This window comes from Stenotrophomonas sp. (assembly GCF_059505245.1).
On sequence record NZ_JCACKF010000018.1, the window covers coordinates 96646 to 117732 of the forward strand.

The window sequence follows — 21087 nt, forward strand, 5'->3', positions numbered from 1 at the left end:
GGGTAAGCTAATGCCCTCGTTTGCACAGGAATTCCAGGTGGCTGACTCCCCCAACGCTTCCCCCGCGCCCGGCCGCGCGCTGGAAGGCCAGAAACTGCTGTTGTGCGTCGGAGGCGGGATCGCGGCCTACAAGGCCCTGGAACTGGTGCGACGCCTGCGTGATGCGGGCGCCCAGGTGCAGGTGGCGATGACCGCCGGCGCCCAGCAGTTCGTCACCCCCCTCAGTTTCCAGGCCCTGTCCGGGCAGCCGACCCGCACCACGCTGTGGGACAGCGCCGCCGAACAGGCCATGGGCCACATCGAGCTGGCCCGCTGGGCGGACCGCATCGTGGTCGCGCCGGGAACCGCCGATCTGCTGGCCCGGCTGGCCCAGGGCCATGCCGATGACCTGGTCAGCACCCTGTGCCTGGCCAGCACCGCACCGCTGACGATCTGCCCGGCGATGAACCATCGCATGTGGCTGCATCCGGCCACCCAGGCCAACATCGCCCTGCTGCGCCAGCGTGGTGCGCAGGTGATCGGCCCGGTCGATGGCCCGCTGGCCGAAGGTGAATCCGGTCCCGGCCGGCTGGCCGAACCCGGCGACATCGTGGCCGCGCTGGCCGCCAATGGCGGCGCCGCTGCGACGGTTGCCGCGCCGGAAACCCGTGCCCTGCAGGGGCTGCGCCTGCTGATCAGTGCCGGCCCGACCTACGAAGACATCGATCCGGTGCGTTACGTCGGCAACCGCAGCAGCGGCAAGATGGGCTTTGCCCTGGCCGCCGCTGCTGCCGCGCTGGGCGCGCAGGTGGTGCTGGTCAGCGGTCCGGTACAGCTGCCGACGCCGCCGGGCGTGCAGCGTATCGACGTGCGCTCGGCCGCGCAGATGCGCGATGCCGTACTGAAGTCGCTGCCCGCCGACATCTATATCGGTGCCGCCGCGGTGTCCGACTACACGCCGCGCCAGGTCGCCGCGCAGAAGCTGAAGAAGACCGCCGACAGCCAGTCGCTGGTGATCGAACTGGTGCGTACGCCGGACATCCTCGCCGAAGTCGCTGCACAGACGCAGTCGCTGAAGCTGGTGGTCGGCTTCGCCGCCGAGACCCACGACGTGGAGAAATACGCGCGCGGCAAACTGGTCGACAAGCGCCTGGACCTGGTGATCGCCAACCAGGTCGGCATCAGTGGCGGCGGTTTCGAGAGCGACAACAATGCCGCCACGGCCTTCTGGCAGGACGGCGAACAGGTATTCCCGGCCACTTCCAAGCGCGAGCTGGCCGAACAACTGCTGGCGCTGATCGCGCGGAGACTCCAGGCATGACCCAGGCATCCACTTCCCACCCGCTGCAGGTCAAGCTGCTCGATCCGCGCTTCGGCGACAGCTGGCCGCTGCCGGCCTATGCCACCGAGGCCAGTGCCGGCATGGACCTGCGCGCGGCGCTGGATACCGCGCTGACCCTGCAGCCGGGCGACACCGCGCTGGTGCCCAGCGGCCTGGCCATCCATATTGCCGACCCGAACCTGTGCGCGGTGATCCTGCCGCGTTCCGGGCTGGGCCATCGGCATGGCATCGTGCTGGGCAACGGCACCGGCCTGATCGATGCCGACTACCAGGGGCCGCTGCTGATCAGCGTCTGGAACCGTGGCCGCGAGGCCTTCACCATCGAGCCGGGCGATCGCATCGCGCAGCTGGTGGTGGTTCCGATCGCCCGCGTCAGCCTGCAGGTAGTGGATACTTTCACCGACAGCGTGCGGGGCGCGGGTGGATTCGGCCATACCGGGGTGCGTTGACAGGGGACATCGATGAGCGGCATCGGGGAAGGACAGCGGGGACGGTCGTTGGGTCGCAGTGCACCTCTACTGGGGGTGCTGTTGATCCTGTTGGCCGGCTGGTTCGGATGGAGCGCGGTGCAGCAATGGCGGCAGGAGGCCAACGGGCAGGCGCTGGAAGAGGCGCGTGACCAGGCCGTGCAGGGCCTGCAGCAGGCTGCTGCAGGCCAGTTGCAGCAGCTGCAGCAGCAGTTGAAGAACGATCGCGTGCAGCAGGCGCTGCAGGCCGGCGACGCCGCTGCGGCGGCGCTGGCCGTTCGCGAGAGCTGGACCGGAGTCGAGCAGGTCGAGGTGCTGGCGGCCGATCTGGCCAACGCCTATGCCGATCCGACCACCTTCGGGTATTCCCGCCTGGCGCTGCTGGAAGCGGCGCTGGCCGAGGCCAGGCCAAGCCTGCGCGTGGTCCGCGACGGCGGCGGCAACCGCCTGGGCCTGGCCGCGCCGGTGCAGCTGGGCAGCCTGGGGCCGGCCGTCATCTATGTCCGCCAACCGCTGCTGCGGCTGACGTCGCCGCTCGACCAGGTCAGCGCGCCGTCCGCCGGCTTCCTCGGCCTGCGCCAGGGAGCATTCGATCTGGTCACCCAGGGCGACCCGAGCCTGGCCGAAAGCGCGGAAGCGCTGGCGCGCCCGGTTGCAGGCACGCCGTTGCGGCTGGTCGCGTCGGTGCCAAATGTCGAGGCCGGTCCGCTCGGCCTGGGCGCGCTGGCCAGCGCCATTGTGGCGTTGCTGCTGGCGTTCATTGCCGTGTTGCTGGTGGTGGGGCGCGACCGGCTGCCGAAGTCGCTGCCGTTGCCGCGCCGCGCCGCCGCGTCCGAGGCCGACCATGGCCCGACCCTGAGCGAGAGCCTGCAGCAGGCGCCGCCACCGGTGGCCGCCGCGACCGGCAGTGGCGATGCCACGCCACCGCCGCCACCGCCGGTGCCTGCCGAAGAGCTGGCCGCCGGCATCTTCCGCGCCTATGACATCCGCGGCGTGGTGGGCAGCGAACTGACACCCAAGACCGCGGCGCTGATCGGCCAGGCCATCGGCACCGTGGCACTGGAGCAGGGCCTGCGCGAGGTGGTGATCGGGCGCGATGGCCGCCTGTCCGGACCCGAGCTGACGGCCGGGCTGGCCGAGGGCCTGCGCCGTGCCGGCTGCGCGGTGATCGATATCGGCCTGGCGCCGACCCCGCTCGTGTACTACGCCGCCTTCCATCTGCGTACCGGCACCTGCGTGGCGGTCACCGGCAGCCACAACCCGCCCGAGTACAACGGCTTCAAGGTGGTGATCGGCGGCGAGACGCTGTCCGGCGATGCGATCACCGACCTCTACCAGCGCATCGTCGAGGGCCGCCTGGTGCAGGCCGCCGAGCCGGGTGACTACCAGCAGCGCGATGTCAGTGCCGACTACATCCAGCGCATCGCCGATGACGTGCAGCTGGACCGTCCGCTGAAGGTCGTGGCCGATGCCGGCAATGGCGTGGCCGGCGCACTGGCCCCGCAGCTGCTGGAAGCAATCGGCGCCGACGTCATTCCGCTGTACTGCGATGTCGATGGCACCTTCCCCAACCATCATCCCGACCCGAGCGAGCCGGCCAACCTGGAAGACCTGGTGCAGACGGTCAAGCGCTTCGGCGCCGACCTCGGCGTAGCCTTCGATGGCGACGGCGACCGGTTGGGCGTGGTCACCGGCGAAGGCAGGATCATCTATGCCGACCGCCTGCTGATGCTGTTCGCTGCCGACGTGCTGATGCGCAATCCGGGCGCGATGGTGATCTACGACGTCAAGTGCACCGGCAAGCTGTCCGACCATGTGCTGCGCAACGGTGGCAGCCCGCTGATGTGGAAGACCGGGCATTCGCTGATGAAGGCGAAGATGCGCGAGACCGATGCCGAGCTGGCCGGTGAGATGAGCGGCCACTTCTTCTTCAAGGAACGCTGGTTCGGCTTCGACGACGGCCTGTACGCCGCTGCGCGCCTGCTGGAGATCCTGGCCCAGCGCGAGGAAACCCCGGACGAAGTACTGGGCGAACTGCCGGAGATGGTCGCCACGCCGGAGCTGAAGGTAGCGGTGGCCGACGGGACGCCGCATGCGCTGGTGGCGATGCTGGTGGCGGCGGCGCAGTCGCCGGACAACCCGTATGTGGGGGGCCGCCTGTCGACCATCGATGGCCTGCGCGTGGACTTCGCCGATGGCTGGGGCCTGGTGCGCGCCTCCAACACCACGCCGGTGCTGGTGCTGCGCTTCGAAGGCAACGACGAGGCCGCACTGGAGCGCATCAAGGCCTTGTTCCGCAGCCAGCTGCAGCCGGTGCTGGGCGACACCCCGCTGGGGTTCTGAGGTGGGGCCGGGCGGCGCCCGGCACCCGCCGAATCAACGTCAACGTCAAAGGCCGGCTATCCGTAGGATGCGGGGTGGGTCCGGTTGCGCGGGACGCTGCAAGTCCCCCTCCGGGGCCCGGCCCAGCCGCTGGCAGCTGGGCGTTCGGGCGCTTGCGAAGCAGTGCTTCGCAAGCAAAGCGCCCTCACCCATGTGAGCTCGGTCGCCGCATCCATGCGGCTCACGCCCCCGCAACCGGACCCACCCCGCCTTCGACAGATTTCCGCGATCTGTCCGAACCGCATGAACTGCTCTTGGTAGGTGTCGACCTTGGTCGACACAGCAGAGATCCACGCCATGCGTGGATGCTCTTCCGAATTTGCTTTGGTGGGTGCCGACCGTTGTTCGGCACACCCTCACCCCTTGAATCGCAAGCCCACGCCCGGTTCGGTGAACAGGTAGCGTGAATCCAGCGCCGAATCGCCCAGCTTGTGCCGCAGCTTGCCGACCAGGATGCGCAGGTAATGGGTATCGTGCTGGTGGGTCGGCCCCCAGATCTCCTGCAGGATCTGCGGCTGTGTCACTACCCGCCCGGCATTGCGCAGCAGCAGCGACAGCAACGCGTATTCCTTGCGGGTCAACGCCACCGGTTCACCCTGCAGGGCGACTTCGCGGCGCACCAGGTCCACGCGCAGGTGGCCGTCGTCGAATACCGGCGGCGTGCCATCACTGGGTACGCTGCGCGTGCGCAGCAGCGCCCGCACCCGCGCCATCAGTTCCTGCGTGCCGAACGGCTTGGTCACGTAGTCGTTGGCGCCGGTATCCAGTGCGCGCACCTTCTCGGCTTCGCCGGCGCGCACGGTCAGCATGATCACCGGCACTTGGCTCCACTGCCGCAGCTGTTCAAGTACCTCGTGGCCTTCCATGTCCGGCAGGCCGATATCCAGGATCACCAGGTCCATGTCCTCGCTGGCGGCCAGCTGCAGGCCTTCCTGGCCGGTGGCGGCCTGCCGCACCTGGTAGCCCTGCGCGCGCAGGCTGATGTCCAGGAACCGGCGGATCTGGGTTTCATCATCGATCACCAGCACGCGCGCGGCCGGCACGCTGGCATCAATCGGGGTCGGGCTCATCGTGGGAGGCTGGCTTGAGCAGGGGCAGGGTGATGCGGATCAGGGTACCGCGACCGTCGCGTCCGGGCAGCGCCTGCACGCTGCCGCCATGTGCGCCGATCATGCCCTGGCAGATGGTCAGGCCCAGGCCGGTGCCGTGGCGGCCGCGGTCGCCGCGCTCGACGCTGTAGAACATGTCGAAGATGCGCGCGCGCTCGTCGTCGGGAATGCCGGGGCCGGCATCGATCACGTCGATGCGCAGCTGGCCGTCCAGTTCGCGCGCCTGCACCTGCACGGCGGCGTCGGGCGGCGAGAACTTGGCCGCGTTCTCCATCACGTTGAACACGGCCTGTTCGACCAGCGCCGGGTGTACCCAGATCGGCGCCAGCGTGGACGGAATGTCCAGCTCCAGCCGCACCTTGGGCTGGTAGCGCTGCAGGCGCCGTGCGGCCGAGCCGATCAGTTCGTCCACGCCGATCCAGTCACGGTTGATCTTCAGTCCTTCGTGGCCCAGGCGGGTCATGTCCAGCAGGTTCTGGATGTAGCGGTCCAGCCGCTCGCCTTCGACCAGGATGGTATCCAGCAGGGCGCGGCGATCGGCCGTGTCCATCGCCGCGCCGTAACTGGCCAGGCTGTCGGCCGAACCGATCATCGCCGCCAGTGGCGAGCGCAGGTCGTGCGACACCGAAGAGAGCAGGGCCGAGCGCAACCGCTCGGTCTCGTTGCTGACATGTGCTTGTTCGAGTTCGGCCACCAGCCGGGTACGCAGTGCGGCCTGCGCGATGTCATCGACCATCGCTTCGGCAAGCTGCCGCTGTTCGGGCAGCAGGCGCGCCTGTGCGCCGGGCAGGTACAGGCCGGCCACGCCGATCGCGCGATCTTCGCCATCCAGCAATGGCAGGAACCACCACTGCGCACCGGCCAGGGTGTCGGTGAAGCGGCCGCTGGGCTGGCCGTGGCGCAGCGCCCAGTCGGCGGCAGCCAGGTCGGTATCGCCGGGTTGGCTGCGGCCACCGGCGGCAGTGTCCGCGCCGATCCGCAGCCACGCCGGCACATCCATCGCCTGCTCCAAGGCATGCCGACCTGCCTGTGCCACCTCGCCGTTGCCAGCGGCGCTGGCCAGCTGACGGCCCAGCTGCTGGCGTGCACGTGCATGGCGGTTGGCCGCACGCAGCGCAATGACCTGCATGCGCAGGCGCGAGGCCAGCCGTCCGGCCACCAAGGCGGCGGCCAGGAACAGGAACACGGTGATCACGCCCTGGCGCGCACCGATGGCGAAGGTGAAGCGGGGCGCGATGAACAGGAAGTTGTAGGCCAGGAAGCACAGGATCGCCGCCATCACCGCCACGCTGGCACGCGTGCGCGCCGCCACCAGCACCACTGCCACGATGAACACCATCGACAGGTCGGCCATGCCGACCCAGCGTTCGGCCAGCCAAGCCACCGCACAGGCCAGCGCGGTGGCGATCAGTGCCTGTACCGGCTCGTAGCTGATGCCGCGCATCGGTGGCAGCAGACCTTCGCGGCGCGAGCGCGCCCGGGCCTGCGGCGTGCTGATGATGGTGATCTCGTAGTGCGCGCCGCGCTGGATCAGCTGCTGGGTCAGGGTTCGGTTGAACATCCGCGCCAGCGGGCGCTCACGGGTCCGCCCCAGCACCAGGGTCGATACACCGTTGTGCGCTGCATGGTCCAGCAGGGCATCGGCGATGCTCGATCCGTGCAGCAGTTCGGCGTCGCCACCCAGCCGCCGTGCCAGGGCGAAGGCCGCATCGATCTCGCGCCGCGTGGCCTCGTCCTGGCGCCGGCCCTGCACGGTCACCACCGTCCACGGTGCGTCGCGGCGCTCGGCGATGCGGCGCGCCACCCGCACCAGGTACTCGCTCTGGCCGCCGCCATCGATGGCCACCAGCACGCCGCGCCGCAGCGGCAGGTTGCCTTCGCCCCGTGCGGCGCGGGTTTCACGCAGGCTGCTGTCGACGCGGTCGGCGGCTTCCTGCATCGCCAGCTCACGCAGGGCGGTCAGGTTGGCCGGCGAGAAGAACGCCTGCAGCGCCTGCGCGGCCTGTTCGGGCACATAGACCTTGCCCTGCTGCAGTCGCGCGATCAGTTCGCGCGGCGGCAGATCGACCAGCACGATGTCGTGCAGGCGATCGAGCACGCCATCGGGCACGGTCTCGCTGACCCGCACGCCGGTGATGCGCATCACCACGTCGTTGAGGCTTTCCAGATGCTGGATGTTGACCGTGGTCCAGACGTCGATGCCGGCGTCGAGCAGCTCCATCACATCCTGCCAGCGCCGCTCATGGCGGCTGCCGGGCGCATTGCGATGGGCCAGTTCGTCCACCAGCACCAGCGCTGGATGCCGTGCCAGCACGGCATCCAGGTCCATCTCCTGCAGGGCGTGGCCGTGATAGGCCACGTCCTTCAACGGCAGCTGCGGCAGACCTTCCAGCAGGGCCTGGGTTTCGGCGCGGCCATGGGTTTCCACCAGCCCGACCACCAGGTCCACGCCGCGGCGCAGCTGCTCCTGGGCACGGGTCAGCATGGTGTAGGTCTTGCCCACACCCGGCGCAGCGCCGAGGAACACGGTCAGCTTGCCACCGGCTTCGCGTTGCAGGCCTTCCACCAGGGCATCGGCCTGGCGGGTACGCGCATCAGTCATGGGGGCCGCTGTCATGGCCGCCATTGTGCGCGCAGCCGATGCAGGCCGGCATCACGGCGCCTTGGCCGCATGGTCCAGCGCGAAGTTCAGCGTCACCACGTTCACCCGCGGCTGGCCGAACACGCCCCACTGGCGCCCTTCAGTATGTGCCTGCACCAAGGCCTGCACGCGCTCGACCGGCAGGCCGCGGGCACGTGCCACGCGTGCCACCTGCAGCTGCGCCGCCGCCGGCGACAGCTGCGGATCCAGCCCGCCGCCGGACTGGGTGACCAGGTCGGCCGGCACCTGCGCCGGGGCGACACCTTCGCGCGCGGCCACCGCCGCCGTGCTGGCGGCAACACGCTCGGCCAGCGCCGGGTTGCTGCGCGCCAGGTTGGAACCGGCCGCGGCCATCGGGTCGTAGTTGGCCGCCGACGGCCGTGCCTGGAAGTAGCCATCACCGGTGAACGGCTGCGACAGCCAGGCCGAGCCGCGCACCTGGCCGTTGCCGTCGCGCAGCAGGCTGCCCTCGGCCTGGGTGGGGTAGGCCAGGCCGGCGAAACCGGTGGCGATGCCGGCGTAGACCGCGCCGGCCAGCAGCAGGGTGGCCAGGCCCAGGCCGATCGCCGGGCGCCAGCCGGCGCCGTCCTGCAGGCTGGCCACGCGGGCTTCGGCCTTCGGTTCGCGGGGCAGGGTGGTGGAGGTGGAAGCAGAACGGTTCATGCGCCGAATACCAGGACAAGGAAGAGGTCGATCAGCTTGATCGCCGCGAACGGCAACAGCACGCCGCCGAGGCCGTACACCAGCATGTTCCGCCGCAGCAGCGCGGTGGCCGTGGCCGGGCGGAAGCGCACGCCACGCAGGGCGAGCGGGATCAGCGCGGGAATCACCAGCGCGTTGAAGATCAGCGCCGCCAGCACCGCGTTGCGTGGGCTCGACAGCTGCATCACGTTCAGTGCGGCCATGGCCGGAACCGCAGCGGCAAACAGCGCCGGCAGGATCGCGAAGTACTTGGACACGTCGTTGGCCAGCGAGAAGGTGGTCAGCGCACCGCGGGTGATCAGCTGCTGCTTGCCCACTTCCACGACCGCCAGCAGCTTGGCCGGGTCTGAATCGAGGTCGACCATGTTGCCGGCCTCCTTCGCCGCCTGCGTGCCGGAGTTCATCGCCAGGCCGATGTCGGCCTGGGCCAGCGCGGGAGCATCGTTGGTGCCATCGCCCACCATCGCCACCAGGCGGCCACCGGCCTGTTCCTGGCGGATGCGTGCCAGCTTGTCTTCCGGACGCGCCTCGGCGATGTAGTCATCGACACCGGCTTCGGCGGCGATGGCGGCAGCGGTCAGCGGATTGTCACCGGTGATCATCACCGTGCGGATGCCCATCGCCCGCAGCTGTGCGAACTTCTCGCGCATGCCGTGCTTGACCACGTCCGACAGCTCGATCACGCCCAGCACGTGGCGGCCCTCGGCCACCACCAGCGGGGTGGCGCCATTGCGCGCGACCTGCTCGACGCGGCCGGCCAGTTCAGCCGGCACGTTGCCGCCCAGTGCCTGCACGTGGGCGCGGATCGCATCGGCAGCGCCCTTGCGGATCTGCCGCCCGTGTTCCAGATCGACGCCGGACATCCGGGTCTGGGCACTGAACGCCAGGTAGTCGGCACGGTCCGGCTCGGCGGTGGCGCAGCCCTGTTCGCGCGCCAGGCGCACGATCGACTTGCCTTCCGGGGTCGGGTCGGCCAGCGAGGACAGCAGTGCGGCCTCGCGCAGCTGGCTGGCGTCGATGCCGGCCAGCGGATGGAAGTGGCTGGCCTGGCGGTCGCCGTAGGTGATGGTGCCGGTCTTGTCCAGCAGCAGCACGTCGACGTCGCCGGCCACTTCCACCGCCTTGCCCGACTTGGCCAGCACGTTGGCAGCCAGCGCACGGTTCATGCCGGCGATGCCGATGGCCGGCAGCAGGCCGCCGATGGTGGTCGGGATCAGGCACACCAGCAGTGCGATCAGCAGCAGTGGATCGACCTGCACGCCCACGGCCGCGCCGATCGCCGGCAACGTGGCCACCACCACCAGGAAGGTCAGCGTCATCGCCGCCAGCAGCAGGGTCAGCGCGATCTCGTTGGGGGTCTTCTGGCGATTGGCACCTTCCACCAGCGCGATCATGCGGTCCAGGAAGCTGTGGCCCGGCTCGGCGGTCACCCGCACGATGATCTGGTCGGACAGCACCTTGGTGCCACCGATCACACCGGAACGGTCGGTACCGGCCTCGCGCAGCACCGGTGCCGATTCGCCGGTCACTGCCGCTTCGTTGATGGTGGCCAGGCCCTGCACGATCTCGCCATCGGCCGGCACCAGCTCACCGGCACTGACGATCACATGGTCGCCCGGGCACAGCTCGGCGGCAGGCACCTGGGCTTCGGCTGCGCCCGGCTGCGGCGCCGCCAGCCGGCGCGCCACCAGGTCCTGGCGGGCACGGCGCAGCGAGGCGGCCTGGCCACGGCCACGCGCTTCGGCCACTGCCTCGGCGAAATTGCCGAACAGCACGGTCACCAGCAGGATGGCGGTCACTGCCAGGCCGAAGCCCAGCGGTGCATTGCCGGTCAGGGTGACGATCGCGGCGACGATCGTGCCGGCCATCACCACCGCCATCACCGGGCTGCGCACCAGATGCATCGGCGCCAGCTTGCGCACCGCTTCGACCAGCGCACGGCGCAGGCCGGCGCCATCAAGCAGGGCAGGGCGCGGTGCATGGGTACTACGGGTTGAACTTGCTTGGGTACTCATCAGGGTGTCCTCAGCGCAGTCCCAGGCTCAGGTGATCGGCGATCGGGCCGAGTACCAGCGCCGGCATGAACTGCAGCACGGTCAGGATGACGATCACCGAGACCAGGGTCAGGGCGAAGGTCGGGGTTTCGATCTGCAGGCTGCCGGCAGACTCCGGCGCCTGGCGCTTGGCGGCCAGCTGTGCGGCCACCACCAGCGGAATGATCAGCAGCGGGAAGCGGCCCAGCAGCAGTACCAGCGAGCAGCTCAGGTTCCACCACAGCGTGGCGTCACCCAGTCCTTCGAAGCCCGAACCGTTGTTGGCGTAGGCCGAGACATACTCGTAGAACACCTGGCTGATGCCATGGAAGCCGGGGTTGGAGGTGCCGGCCAGGCCGGGCACGGCCAGGGTGATCGCAGTGAACACCAGCAGGGTGATCGGCTGCAGCAGCACCAGCAGGGCCAGCAGGCGCACCTGGGGCGTCTCCAGCTTGCGGCCGAACAGTTCCGGCGTGCGCCCGGTCATCAACCCGGCCAGGAACACACCCAGCAGCAGATAGACGATGAACTGCTGCAGGCCACAGCCGATGCCGCCCCAGATCGCGCTGACCAGCATGTTGACCATCGCGATGCCACCGCTCAGCGGCGCCAGCGAATCGTGCATGCCGTTCACCGAGCCATTGGAGACCTGGGTAGTCACCGCCGCCCACAGCGCCGTGCCGTCGGCGCCGAAGCGCACCTCCTTGCCTTCCATCAGCAGCGGGGTGGCGGCGCTGGCGCTATGCCCTTCGCTCCACATCATCGCGCCGGTGGAAAGCAGCGACATGCCCAGCATGCAGCTGAACACCAGGGCGCCGAAGCGACGCCGGCCGGTGAACGCGCCGATCATGAAGATCACCGCCATCGGCACCAGCAGGATGCCGACGATTTCCAGCGCGTTCGACAGCGGGGTCGGGTTCTCCAGCGGGAAGCTGCTGTTCGGGCCGTACCAGCCGCCACCGTTGGCGCCAAGCTGCTTGGCCGCGACCATCGCCGCCACCGGGCCCAGCGGCAGCTTCTGTCCGGTCATGCCGGCGCTGGCATCGATCGGCGTGGCCTGCGGGCCACCGGCCATCGTCGACGGCACACCCTGGCTGGTCAGCAGCAGGGTCCACACCAGGCACAGCGGCAACAGGAAACGCACGCACAGGCGCACCACGTCCACGTAGTAGTTGCCTACCGCCACCTGGCGGTCATCGCCGGCACCGGTGGCCGCCGCAGCCTGCGGCGCACGCGAGAACAACGCGCGCAGCGTCGCCACCGCCAGCGCCAGGCCCATCATCGGCGTCACCACCTGCAGGCCGGTGATGCCGGTCATCTGCGAGAGGTAGGACAGCTGCGCCTGGCCCGAATAGTGCTGCTGGTTGGTGTTGGTCAGGAACGAGATCATCGTGTGCAGCGCGGTGTCCCACCGCATGTTTGGGATCTGGTCCGGGTTCAGTGGCAACCAGGCCTGGGTCATGAACACCGCCTGGGTCAACACAGCGACCACCACGTTGCTCAGCACGAAGGCCAGCACGTAGCCGCGCCAGGACATCGCGCGCGAGGGATCGACGCCGAACACCTTGTACAACGGCTTTTCGATCCAGTTGAACAGCACGTCGACCTTCATCGGCGTGCCGCGCATCACGCGGGCCAGGTACAGGCCCAGCGGCCACGCCAGCAGCAGGCTGGCGGCAAGAATGACAAGCATCTCAGTCATGGCCGGCTCCGTTAGAACGATTCGGGCCGCAGCACGACATAGAGAAGATAGGCGGCGGCGACCAGCACCAGCACGCCACACAACAAAGACAGCCAGGGGGACATTTCAATAGCGACCTGGTGGAACCCCTCCACCTCAGGCCGTCATCGTCGTCCTGCCGCCCATAAACGCACTACGCGCCGGACCGGGCCGACGCGTAAAGAGTGCATAAATTCCGTGGGCCAACCCGTAACCAGGCGCCGCCTGCTGTAGAGCCGAGCCCATGCTTGGCTGTCCTTTCCCAAGGTCACGCGGAGTCGAGCGTGGCCCGACGCTACAGGCGAATCACGGCGCCTGGCTCGCCTGCGCCACGCCCTTCAGCTCGCGATAGCGCTGCAGCGTGCTGTCGATCTCGGCCTTCAGCGCCTGCTGCTGCTGCAGGAATCCGGCCTGCAGGCGTTGCTGCGACTGCAGTTGCACGTGCCGCTGACGGATCGCCTCGGCCTGCTTGTCGGCCACCTTGCCACCGGCCAGTTCGCGGTCACCGGCGGCCGCCAGCAGCGCCACCAGCGATTCGCGCAGGCTGGTGACGTTGTACTCGGCGGTCTTCAGGTTGTTGTCCAGCACTTCCTGGCGTTCGGCGAACACCCGGCGCAGGTCGTCCTCGCTGCCATAGGTGGACAGCATCGCCTGCTCGGTGCGCTGGCGGGTCTGCTCGGCCATCAGGTCCAGCTGCTGCTGCTGTGCCACGGTGCTGGCTGCGGCGCGCTCCTCGTCGGTCAACGCGCGCTGGACCTGCGCATTGCGCAGGCCGCTCTTCGCGTTGAACTCCTCGCGGGCGTGATTTACCGCATCGGCCGGCAGCGAATCACTGCAGATCCGCTCCTTGCCCTCGTTCCAGCAGTACAGCTTCTTTTCCACCTTGCCGCCGTCGCGCGACTGCGCCGGCACGGTGAACGGCACGGCCAGCAGCAGGCCGGCAAAGAGAACAGCAGGAACTCGGGACATGACCTTTCCCCTGGTCGGTCAGCGGATCGAACGGACGCCGTACTGGGCCCGGTAGGCTTCCAGCGGCTGCCGGTAACCGACAAGTTCCGGGTTGCCGGAGGCGAAATCAAGCAGATCGGCCAGCGATGCCACGGCGATCACCGGAATGCCGGCTTCTTCGGCCACCGACTGTGCCGCCGAGCGACGGTCGGCTTCCGAGGCGATCTCCTGGCGGTCCAGTGCCACCACGATGCCGGCCGGGGTGCCGCCGGCAGCGCGGATGATGCCCAGCGCTTCGCGGATCGCGGTACCGGCGGTGATCACGTCATCGACGATCAGCACGCGCTTGCCATTCAGGTCGGCGCCGATCAGCTGGCCGCCTTCACCATGGTCCTTGGCTTCCTTGCGGTTGAACGACAGCGGCAGGTCGCGGCCACGCTGGGCCAGCTCGCAGGCCATCGCGGTGGCCAGCGGAATGCCCTTGTAGGCCGGGCCGAACACCACGTCGTACTTGATCCCGGTGGCATCGATGGCATCGGCGTAGCAGGCGCCGAGCTGCGACAGCAGCGAACCGGAGTCGAAACGACCGGCGTTGAAGAAATAGGGGCTCAGCCGGCCGGACTTGAGGGTGAACTGGCCGAAGCGCAGGGCGTCGGCAGTCAGGGCCAGCTGCAGGAAACGGTGGCGGTGGTCGCTCATCAAAACTCGATTCATCTTCATTTGGAGCACAAATCCTAATCCAGCTGGGCGTTTCGCGCTCGTCCAGCGCCATGTGAAAGCCGTCCAGGCCCGGCCTGGCGGACTGCGCAGCCCTGCGGGCAACCGGTATGCTTGCCCGGTTTCCCGCCGCAGGTCCCCCGCATGCGCATCATCAGTTTCAACGCCAATGGCATCCGTTCCGCCGCGACCAAGGGCTTCCTCGACTGGTTCCGTGCCCAGGACGCCGACGTCCTGTGCATCCAGGAAACCAAGGCCCAGGAAGACCAGCTGACCGACCCGATGTTCCGTCCGGACGGCCACCACTGCTTCTATCGCGATGCCATCACCAAGAAGGGCTACAGCGGCGTGGCGATCTACAGCAAGCGCGAACCGGACCAGGTCATCACCTCGCTGGGTTGGGCGCCGTTCGACGACGAAGGCCGCTACATCGAGGCGCGCTACGGCAATCTCAGCGTGGTTTCCTTCTATATCCCATCGGGCAGCTCGGGCGACCTGCGCCAGGGCTTCAAGTTCGAAGTGATGGAATGGCTGCGGCCGATCCTCGAAGCGTGGGCGCGCAGCGGCCGCGACTACGTGCTGTGCGGTGACTGGAACATCGTGCGTTCGGCGCTGGACATCAAGAACTGGAAGTCCAACCAGAAGAACTCCGGCTGCCTGCCGGAGGAGCGCGACTGGCTCAACGCGCTGTGCGCCGACCACGGCCAGGCCACCGATGTCGCCGGCGGCCGTGGGTGGGCCGATGCCTACCGCCTGCTCAACCCCACCGGCGAGGACTACACCTGGTGGAGCAACCGTGGCGCGGCCCGTGCCAACAATGTCGGTTGGCGCATCGACTACCAGTTCATCACCCCGGGCCTGCGTGACCGACTGCGCAGCTGTTCGATCTACCGCGACGAGCGCTTCTCCGACCACGCCCCGTTCATCGTGGACTACGACCTGTGACCGAGGCCGCCACGCCGGTCAGCTACAAGGGCTGGGCCGGCATCAAGCGCGCCTTCGGTACCCCGTCGGCGCTGACCATGGCCATGCTCGGCTTCGGCAGTGGCCTGCCGTTCCTGCTGATCGCCTCGCAGACCCTGTCCACGCGCCTGCGCGACGTCGGCCTGGACCTGGGCAGCATCGGCCTGATCAGCCTGGCCAGCTTCTTCTACCTGCTCAAGTTCCTGTGGGCACCGCTGCTGGACCGCTACGCCTTCCCGCTGCTGGGGCGGCTCGGCCGCCGCCGCTCCTGGCTGCTGGTGTCGCAGGTGCTGGTGCTGGTCGGGCTGGTCGCGCTGGCCTTCGTGCGGCCCGAACAGGGCGTGTGGCCGTTGGTGATGTGGGTGCTGGTGGCGTCGTTCGCCGGCGCCACCCAGGATTCGGCCGTCGATGCCTACCGCATCGAGATCGCGCCGCAGACCGCCCAGGCGGCGCTGGCCGCCACCTATACCCTGGGCTACCGGATCGGCCTGATCCTGGCCGGTGCCGGCGCGCTGTACCTGGCCCAGTTCGAAGGCTGGATCGTCGCCTACCTGGCGATGGCCGCGCTGATGCTGCTGCCGATCGTCACCACCCTGCTGTGCGCCGAACCGCAGCGCCCGGCCACCGCCGTGCAGCGCCGCATCGATATTGCCGAAGCGTTCGTCCAGCCCATCTCCAGCTTCTTCAGCCGCAATGGCGTGGCACTGGCGCTGGTGCTGCTGGCCTTCGTCGGCCTGTTCAAGTTCCCCGACCAGGTGATCGGAGTGATGGCCGGGCCGTTCTATCTCGACTCGGGGTTCGACAAGGCCGACATCGCCACCGTCTCCAAGCTGTTCGGTGTGTGGATGGGCATCGGCGGCGCGTTCCTTGGCGGCATCGCGGTGGCTGCGTTCGGCTTCCGCCGCATGCTGCTGGTGGCCGCGCTGGGCGTGGCGCTGTCCAACCTGGCCTTCCTGCTGATGGCGCACAATCCGGGCAAGCTGTGGGCGTTCTACGCCGCGCTCAGTGCCGACAACCTGTTCCAGGGCTTTGCCGGCACCGTGCTGGTGGCCTTCATGTCGTCGCTGACCGACCGCAACTTCACCGCCACCCAGTACGCATTGCTGGTCTCGCTGGCCAACCTGCCGGGCAAGTTCGTCGGTGGCGTCTCCGGCTACATCGTCGAAGCCACGTCCTACAGCACGTTCTTCATCCTCAGCTCGATCACCGTGGTGCCAACCCTGCTGCTGCTGGCGTGGCTGTGGCCGCGGATCGCCGACCGCGGGCCGCCGCCGGTCGCCTGATTGCCTGCCCGCCCGGACTGCGGGATCATCGCCCCCGACGCGCCGAGGGGGCGGTGCCTTGCGAACGGGGAAGTGAGCATGGCCGACGTTGTGCTGCGGGACCTGGACCCGCTGCTGCTGGAACGCATCCGACGGGTCGCGGTCGCCCGCGGCTGGACCCACGAACAGACCTGCGCCGCCTTGCTGGAGCAGGGGCTGTTCAGCAGTGAACTGGAGGTCCGCTCCGGCTTCGGCGATCCCGAAGTGGACGCCCTCTCCGCCGCGATTGCCGCCCTGCAGGCCCTGCCGGCAGGGCAGGGCTTCGATTAGCGCCTTTGTAGAGCCGAGCCATGCTCGGCTGCTCTTGGCCCGGCCCGCGCTAAGCCGAGCAGGGCTCGGCTCTACAACGGCGCCTCACCTGCGCGGACGGCCCACCTCACGCCAGGTGGATCGCCCCCAGGATCCGCGGGCCCGTCGCCCCGGTCACGCTCGGCAGGTTGCCCGCCAGCCCGTCCATCGTCCGCTGCGCCAGCCAGGCGAAACCCATCGCCTCCACGTACTCCGGGTCCAGCCCATGCACCGCGCTGGACTCCACCTGCACCTCCGGCAGCCGCGCCGCCAGCCGCTTCATCAGCTGCCGGTTGCGCACACCGCCGCCACAGACCAGCAGGCGCCGGGTCTGCGGCTGCTGCGCCAGCAACGCATCGGCCACGGTCGCCACGGTCAGCTCCAGCAGGGTGGCCTGCACATCGGCAGCGGCGTACTCGCCTTCCCCCATATGGGCTTCGGCCCAGGACAGGTGAAACTGTTCGCGCCCGGTGCTCTTCGGCGGCGGCAGCGCGAACCACGCGTCCGAGCGCCAGCCGGCCAGCAGGCCCTCGTCCAACGTGCCACTGGCAGCGTAAGCGCCATCGGCATCGAAGGTGCGGCCGGTATGGCGCTGGCACCAGGCGTCCATCAGCGCATTGGCCGGGCCGGTATCGAAGCCACGCACCGCGCCTTCGCGCGGGATCAGCGTCAGGTTGGCGATGCCGCCCAGGTTGAGCACCGCGCGGTCTTCGTCGGCGGTGCCCAGCATGCCCAGGTGGAAGGCCGGCATCAGCGGCGCACCGTGGCCCCCGGCCGCCACGTCGCGGCGGCGGAAGTCGGACACCGTGGTGATCCCGGTCAGTTCGGCAATGCGGTTGCCGTCGCCCAGCTGCACGGTGAACGCCGGGTCGGCCAGCGGGCGGTGGCGCACGGTCTGGCCGTGCGAGCCGATCGCGCGCACCTGGCTGCGGTCCACGCCGGCCTCGGCCAGCAGTTGATTGGCGGCCCCGGCGAAGTTGATCGCGATCCGCGCGTCCAGTTCGCCCAGTTCCTCCAGCGACTCCAGCGGGCCACCTTCGCCCAGCGCCACCAGCCGCGCGCGCAGCACCGGCTCCCAGCGGGCGGTCAGGCCGTGCACGAAGCGGCAGCCACCGCCGGCGGGGAACTGCACCAGCGCGGCATCGATGCCATCGGCGCTGGTGCCCGACATCAGGCCAAGGTACAGGGGGGCGTCAGCGTCGGCAGTCGTGTTCATGGCAGGCATAAAAAAAGGACGCGGCAAGCTTGGGCTGCCGCGTCCTTCTTCGTCAACGCAAGACGCTCAGCCGCGCTTGCGGCCGGTCGCCTGCTTGTCCTTGGCGCTGGCCACCTCGGGCGCAGCCTCGTCGCGGCTGGTCGGTGCCGGGCTGGCGTCGGCGTAGATCAGCTTCTCCATGCCCTGGATGCGCGCCATCGCCGGCGCGGTCTGCGCGCGGAAGGCGACCAGCTCGGCGCCCTTCAGCGGTTCCGGCGGCGGCATGGTCACGGTCAGCGGGTTGCGGTGCTCGCCGTTGACGCGGAATTCGTAGTGCAGGTGCGGCCCGGTCGCCAGGCCGGTCGAACCGACGTAGCCGATCACCGTGCCCTGGGCCACGCGCTGGCCGGTCCTGATGTTCGCAAAGCGCGACATGTGGCCGTACAGGGTGGTGTGGCCGCGGCCATGGTCGAGGATCACCACGTTGCCGTAGCCGCGCTGCACGCCGGCGAACTGCACGCGGGCATCGCCCGCGGCCATGATGGGAGTGCCGGTGCGCGCGGCGTAGTCCACGCCCTTGTGCATGCGCATCTTGCCCAGCACCGGGTGCTTGCGCGCGCCGAAGGTCGAACTCAGCCGCGCGAACGGGATCGGCATGCGGATGAAGCTCTTCTTCAGCGAACGGCCGTTGATGTCGTAGTACTCGGACTTGCCGTTGCGGTCGAAGCGGAAGCCGGAATAGGTCTTGCCACCGGTGGTGAAGGTCGCCGCCAGGATCTTGCTGGTGTCCACCTTCTCGCCTTCGCGCCAGGTTTCATCCATCACCACGCTGAAGCGGTCGCCCGGCTGCAGGTCCTTGGAGAAGTCGATGTCGTACTTGAAGATGTCGTCGGTCATCGTCGCGATCGCCGACGGCGACAGCCCGGCCCGTCGGGCCGCGGCATACAGCGAACTGGTGATCTCGCCGCTGGTGACCACGGTGCGCGTGGAGGACTCGCGCTTGGTCACTTTCTCCTTGATGTCATCGCCGGCCAGGCTCAGTTCCACGCGGTTGTCGGCATCGCGGTCGAAACGGATGCTGCGCAGGTCGCCGGACAGCGGCATGTCGAAGGCGATCTCGGCACCCGGGCGCAGCTTGGTCAACGCCTCACGCGCGCCGGGGTGGTCCAGCACCCGGTGCAGGGTGGTGGCCGGAATGCCAGCCTTGTCGAACAGGTCGCTCAGGGTCTGGCCACGCTGCACGCGCAGCACCTGCCAGCTGTCACCCGGCACCTGCTGCTGGCGGGCCATGGTCAGCGGCGGCAACGGCAGCGCCAGGCTGGTGTGGCTGTCGGCGTAAGGCGCATCGATGGTGTGCGAGAAACCGGGGACGATCGTCGCCACCAGGGCGCCGATGGTCGCAAACAGGCTGGCGTGCATCCAATGGCGGCGGGTCCAGCGCTCATTGAAGGCGGCGGGAAGATGTTGCCTGAGCTTCCGATGCAGGGTGTTGTCGTGCAGGACGTGGAGGCGTTCCTGGAAGCGCTGCTTGCGTGCGCGCCCTTGTTCGGAATTGTGCATCGGCGGTTTTTTCCTGGCGGCCTGGGAGTGCGGGCCTGATCGCCGGTTACCATAGACACCTCAGAAAACCGCGTCAAACCCTTGTGCCCATTGGCTTTTGTGAAGCCAATTGGGTTAACTTCGCTTTAACACCCCACACAAGAATCGGCGTTGCCGGGAGTAGTCACGTGTCCTCGATTGAAGAAGCCCTTGCCCTGATCGGCCGTGGTGCCGACGAGATCCTCAAGCTCGAGGATCTGCGTGCGCGCCTGCAGGAAGGCCGCCCGCTGCGGATCAAGGCCGGCTTCGACCCCACCGCGCCCGACCTGCACCTGGGCCATACGGTGCTGCTGAACAAGATGCGCCAGTTCCAGGACCTGGGCCACCAGGTCATTTTCCTGATCGGCGACTTCACCGGCATGATCGGCGACCCGTCCGGCAAGAGCCTGACCCGCAAGCCGCTCAGCCGCGATGACGTGCTGGCCAACGCCCGTACCTACGAGGAACAGGTGTTCAAGGTGCTCGACCGCAGCCGTACCGAAGTCCGCTTCAACTCGGAGTGGTTCGGCAAGATGGGCGCGGCCGACATGATCCGCCTGGCCGGCCAGCACACCGTGGCGCGCATGCTCGAGCGCGACGACTTCGCCAAGCGCTATGCCGCCCAGCAGTCCATCGCCATCCACGAGTTCCTGTACCCGCTGGTGCAGGGCTACGATTCGGTGGCCCTGGAGGCCGACGTCGAACTGGGCGGTACCGACCAGAAGTTCAACCTGCTGATGGGCCGCGGCCTGCAGGAACACCACGGCCAGAAGCCGCAGGTGGTGCTGACCATGCCGCTGCTGGAAGGCCTGGACGGCGTCAACAAGATGTCCAAGTCGCTGGGCAACTACATTGGTATCAGCGAGCCGGCCATCGACATCGTCACCAAGACCATGAAGGTGGACGACACCCTGATGTGGCGCTGGATCGAACTGCTGTCCTTCGACATCAGCCAGGCCGAAGCCGTGCAGCTGCGCGAGCAGGTGGCCAATGGCGGCTTGAACCCGCGTGTGGTCAAGCTGCGCCTGGCGCGTGAACTGGCGACCCGTTTCCACGACGCCGCCGCGGCCGAGCAGGCCATTGCAGGCTGGGAAGCAGCGGTGACCGGGCAGGGTGACATTACCCAGCTGCCGCTGCAGGAGGTGGCGATTCCGGCCGAAGGCCTGCGTATCGCTGCGCTGCTGACGGCGGCCGGCCTGACCCCGAGCAACTCTGAAGCCAACCGCAAGCTCAAGGAGCGCGCGGTCAAGGTCGACGGTGAAGTGGTCGAAGATGGCCAGCAGGTGCTGCAGCCGGGCTTCGAAGGCCTGCTGCAGGTCGGCAAGCGTACTTTCGCCCGCGTGCGCCTGGTCACTGCCTGACAGCAGGGAAGGGCCGGCGCCAGCCGGCCCTTCCTTATGCTCTTGTAGAGCCAAGCCCACGCTTGGCTGCGCTTCGCGGGTTCCTACCGCAGCGCGACGGATGAACAGATGCAACATCCGGTGAAAAAAATCGCCACACCCCCTTCACAAACGATGTGGATGGGGCCATACTTCTCCTCCCCCGTCGCAGGGGTCGCCACCAAGGGGCTTCAGCGACAACAGGGTGCCCACCACCGCCGAACGAGATGATCGAACGAAGGTGTTGACGGACTGAAAAAGTCTGGCATAATGGGCGGCTCGCTACGAAGGAAACTTCGCAGCACACGGGAACGGCGCTGAG

17 protein-coding genes are annotated in these 21087 nt (G+C 68.5%); 7 read left to right on the top strand and 10 right to left on the bottom strand.

The genetic code is table 11. The annotated features are described in order from the left end of the window. The first annotated feature begins 10 nt into the window (after window positions 1-10). The 3 genes from coaBC to AC5JLE_RS08120 are packed head-to-tail and all read left to right on the top strand — an operon-like array spanning window position 11 to window position 4131. The gene (coaBC, locus tag AC5JLE_RS08110) at window positions 11-1300 is read left to right on the top strand and encodes a bifunctional phosphopantothenoylcysteine decarboxylase/phosphopantothenate--cysteine ligase CoaBC (protein ID WP_014645667.1); all 1290 of its coding nucleotides are present in this window, start codon (window positions 11-13) and stop codon (window positions 1298-1300) included. Beyond that, on the top strand, window positions 1297-1770 hold the full coding sequence (dut, locus tag AC5JLE_RS08115; protein ID WP_014035700.1) for a dUTP diphosphatase: 474 nt from the start codon (window positions 1297-1299) through the stop codon (window positions 1768-1770). Before coaBC ends, dut begins: the two co-directional genes overlap by 4 nt. A 12-nt stretch (window positions 1771-1782) precedes the next feature. Continuing rightward, the gene (locus AC5JLE_RS08120; protein WP_197561266.1) at window positions 1783-4131 is read left to right on the top strand and encodes a phosphomannomutase/phosphoglucomutase; all 2349 of its coding nucleotides are present in this window, start codon (window positions 1783-1785) and stop codon (window positions 4129-4131) included. Window positions 4132-4526: 395 nt separating this feature from the next. Here the strand turns inward: AC5JLE_RS08120 and AC5JLE_RS08125 are convergent, their stop codons facing one another. From AC5JLE_RS08125 to pyrE, 8 genes are all read right to left on the bottom strand, one after another. Further along, a complete protein-coding gene (locus AC5JLE_RS08125; RefSeq protein WP_032961423.1) occupies window positions 4527-5240 on the bottom strand; it encodes a response regulator transcription factor in 714 nt (237 codons plus the stop codon). Beyond that, on the bottom strand, window positions 5221-7881 hold the full coding sequence (locus AC5JLE_RS08130) for an ATP-binding protein (protein ID WP_014645670.1): 2661 nt from the start codon (window positions 7879-7881) through the stop codon (window positions 5221-5223). Before AC5JLE_RS08130 ends, AC5JLE_RS08125 begins: the two co-directional genes overlap by 20 nt. A 51-nt stretch (window positions 7882-7932) precedes the next feature. Continuing rightward, window positions 7933-8583: a potassium-transporting ATPase subunit KdpC gene (gene kdpC / locus AC5JLE_RS08135; RefSeq protein WP_014645671.1), complete on the bottom strand. Its 651-nt coding sequence runs from the start codon at window positions 8581-8583 to the stop codon at window positions 7933-7935. After that, window positions 8580-10637: a potassium-transporting ATPase subunit KdpB gene (gene kdpB / locus AC5JLE_RS08140; RefSeq protein WP_049405790.1), complete on the bottom strand. Its 2058-nt coding sequence runs from the start codon at window positions 10635-10637 to the stop codon at window positions 8580-8582. Before kdpB ends, kdpC begins: the two co-directional genes overlap by 4 nt. Before the next feature lie 10 nt (window positions 10638-10647). Further along, a complete protein-coding gene (gene kdpA / locus AC5JLE_RS08145) occupies window positions 10648-12357 on the bottom strand; it encodes a potassium-transporting ATPase subunit KdpA (RefSeq protein ID WP_014645673.1) in 1710 nt (569 codons plus the stop codon). Between the two features lie 11 nt (window positions 12358-12368). Continuing rightward, window positions 12369-12461 carry a potassium-transporting ATPase subunit F gene (locus AC5JLE_RS08150; RefSeq protein ID WP_005407770.1) on the bottom strand — a complete coding sequence of 31 codons (93 nt, stop codon included), beginning with the start codon at window positions 12459-12461 and terminating at the stop codon, window positions 12369-12371. A gap of 220 nt (window positions 12462-12681) precedes the next feature. Continuing rightward, complete coding sequence (locus tag AC5JLE_RS08155; RefSeq protein WP_049405787.1) at window positions 12682-13344, bottom strand: hypothetical protein; 663 nt, start codon at window positions 13342-13344, stop codon at window positions 12682-12684. 18 nt (window positions 13345-13362) lie between these two features. Continuing rightward, window positions 13363-14022: an orotate phosphoribosyltransferase gene (pyrE, locus tag AC5JLE_RS08160; RefSeq protein WP_032961411.1), complete on the bottom strand. Its 660-nt coding sequence runs from the start codon at window positions 14020-14022 to the stop codon at window positions 13363-13365. Between the two features lie 162 nt (window positions 14023-14184). Between pyrE and AC5JLE_RS08165 the strand changes: the two genes are divergently transcribed. The 3 genes from AC5JLE_RS08165 to AC5JLE_RS08175 all read left to right on the top strand — a co-directional run bounded on the left by AC5JLE_RS08165 (window position 14185) and on the right by AC5JLE_RS08175 (window position 16595). After that, window positions 14185-14985, top strand: a complete 801-nt coding sequence (locus tag AC5JLE_RS08165) for an exodeoxyribonuclease III (RefSeq protein ID WP_197561270.1) — start codon at window positions 14185-14187, stop codon at window positions 14983-14985. Then, window positions 14982-16286, top strand: a complete 1305-nt coding sequence (locus AC5JLE_RS08170; RefSeq protein ID WP_014645677.1) for an AmpG family muropeptide MFS transporter — start codon at window positions 14982-14984, stop codon at window positions 16284-16286. Before AC5JLE_RS08165 ends, AC5JLE_RS08170 begins: the two co-directional genes overlap by 4 nt. A gap of 78 nt (window positions 16287-16364) precedes the next feature. Further along, window positions 16365-16595 (top strand): hypothetical protein, encoded by a 231-nt coding sequence (locus AC5JLE_RS08175; protein ID WP_014645678.1) that lies wholly within the window; start codon window positions 16365-16367, stop codon window positions 16593-16595. Window positions 16596-16701: 106 nt separating this feature from the next. On the opposite strand, the gene AC5JLE_RS08180 is transcribed toward AC5JLE_RS08175, so the two are convergent. Next, window positions 16702-17829, bottom strand: coding sequence for an anhydro-N-acetylmuramic acid kinase (locus AC5JLE_RS08180; RefSeq protein WP_495233589.1), 1128 nt, complete (start codon window positions 17827-17829; stop codon window positions 16702-16704). Between the two features lie 66 nt (window positions 17830-17895). Further along, complete coding sequence (locus tag AC5JLE_RS08185; RefSeq protein ID WP_032961400.1) at window positions 17896-19368, bottom strand: M23 family metallopeptidase; 1473 nt, start codon at window positions 19366-19368, stop codon at window positions 17896-17898. 167 nt (window positions 19369-19535) lie between these two features. Here AC5JLE_RS08185 and tyrS point away from each other — a divergent pair, with 167 nt between their 5' ends. Further along, the gene (gene tyrS / locus AC5JLE_RS08190) at window positions 19536-20747 is read left to right on the top strand and encodes a tyrosine--tRNA ligase (protein WP_032961398.1); all 1212 of its coding nucleotides are present in this window, start codon (window positions 19536-19538) and stop codon (window positions 20745-20747) included. The last annotated feature ends 340 nt before the right edge of the window (window positions 20748-21087 follow it).